General features: G+C 68.8%; 2 protein-coding genes. Both read left to right on the forward strand.

What is annotated here, in order from left to right; all coding sequences use genetic code 11:
- Positions 1–51 precede the first annotated feature (51 nt).
- On the forward strand, positions 52–285 hold the full coding sequence (locus LQV45_RS35170; protein ID WP_223914147.1) for a hypothetical protein: 234 nt from the start codon (positions 52–54) through the stop codon (positions 283–285).
- Between the two features lie 129 nt (positions 286–414).
- On the forward strand, positions 415–1052 hold a 638-nt coding region (locus LQV45_RS35175), incomplete at its 3' end, for an adenosylhomocysteinase (RefSeq protein ID WP_230012659.1).

Consider the following 1052-nt stretch of genomic DNA (forward strand, 5'->3'; position numbering starts at 1 on the left):
GCCACTCAGCCACCGGCGCCCTGTTGCGGCGCCCATCAGGGAGCGTTCACCATGCCCAAGCTCAGTTCCGAACTGTTGTCTGTCCTGCGATGCCCCGTCACCGGCTCCGGCCTGGTGCAGGAAGGCGACGAGCTCGTCACCGTCACGGCAGATGGCGCCGGGAACAAGCTGCGGTACAAAATCGAGGACGGCATCCCGCTGCTGCTGCCGCCGGAACTGCTGCCCGCCGCCGCGGCGGCCCCCGCTGATCAGCACGACGCCGCCCCGCGCCACGCCGCGGAATAGCCGCCCCAAAACGCCGCCGGGCACCCATCAGGGAGGCCCGCGGCACCGAATGACTGCTTAGATCCTGCTCCAATCCAGAATCGCCCAGCTCCAGACACGCGATGCCACCGGCCACAACAAAGGACTCAGATGACTTTCGATTACAAGATTGCGGACATTTCCCTGGCCGAGGCGGGCCGCCACCAGATCCGCCTCGCCGAGCACGAGATGCCCGGACTCATGTCCCTGCGCGAGGAGTTCGGCGCCAGCCAGCCGCTCAAGGGCGCCCGGATCGCCGGATCCCTGCACATGACCGTCCAGACCGCGGTGCTGATCGAGACCCTTACCGCCCTCGGCGCCGAAGTCCGCTGGGCGTCCTGCAACATCTTCTCCACCCAGGACGAAGCCGCCGCCGCAGTGGTGGTCGGCAACGGCACCGTCGAAGACCCCCAGGGCGTCCCCGTCTTCGCCTGGAAGGGCGAGACGCTGGAGGAATACTGGTGGACCGCCCAGCAGATCCTCACGTGGCCGGGCGCCGACGCCAACCCTGAGCTGGGCCCGAACATGATCCTGGACGACGGCGGCGACGCCACCATGCTGGTGCACAAGGGTGTCGAGTTCGAGGCCGCCGGCGCTGTCCCCGCCGCCGCCGAGGACGAGTCCGAGGAAGGCCGGGTGTTCCTCGACGTGCTGCGCGCATCCCTCGAGACCGACCCGCAGAAATGGACCCGCATCAGCGCCCTCCTGCTCGGCGTCACCGAGGAGACCACCACGGGCGTGCCCCGCCT

The organism is Microbacterium sp. Bi128, assembly GCF_918698205.1.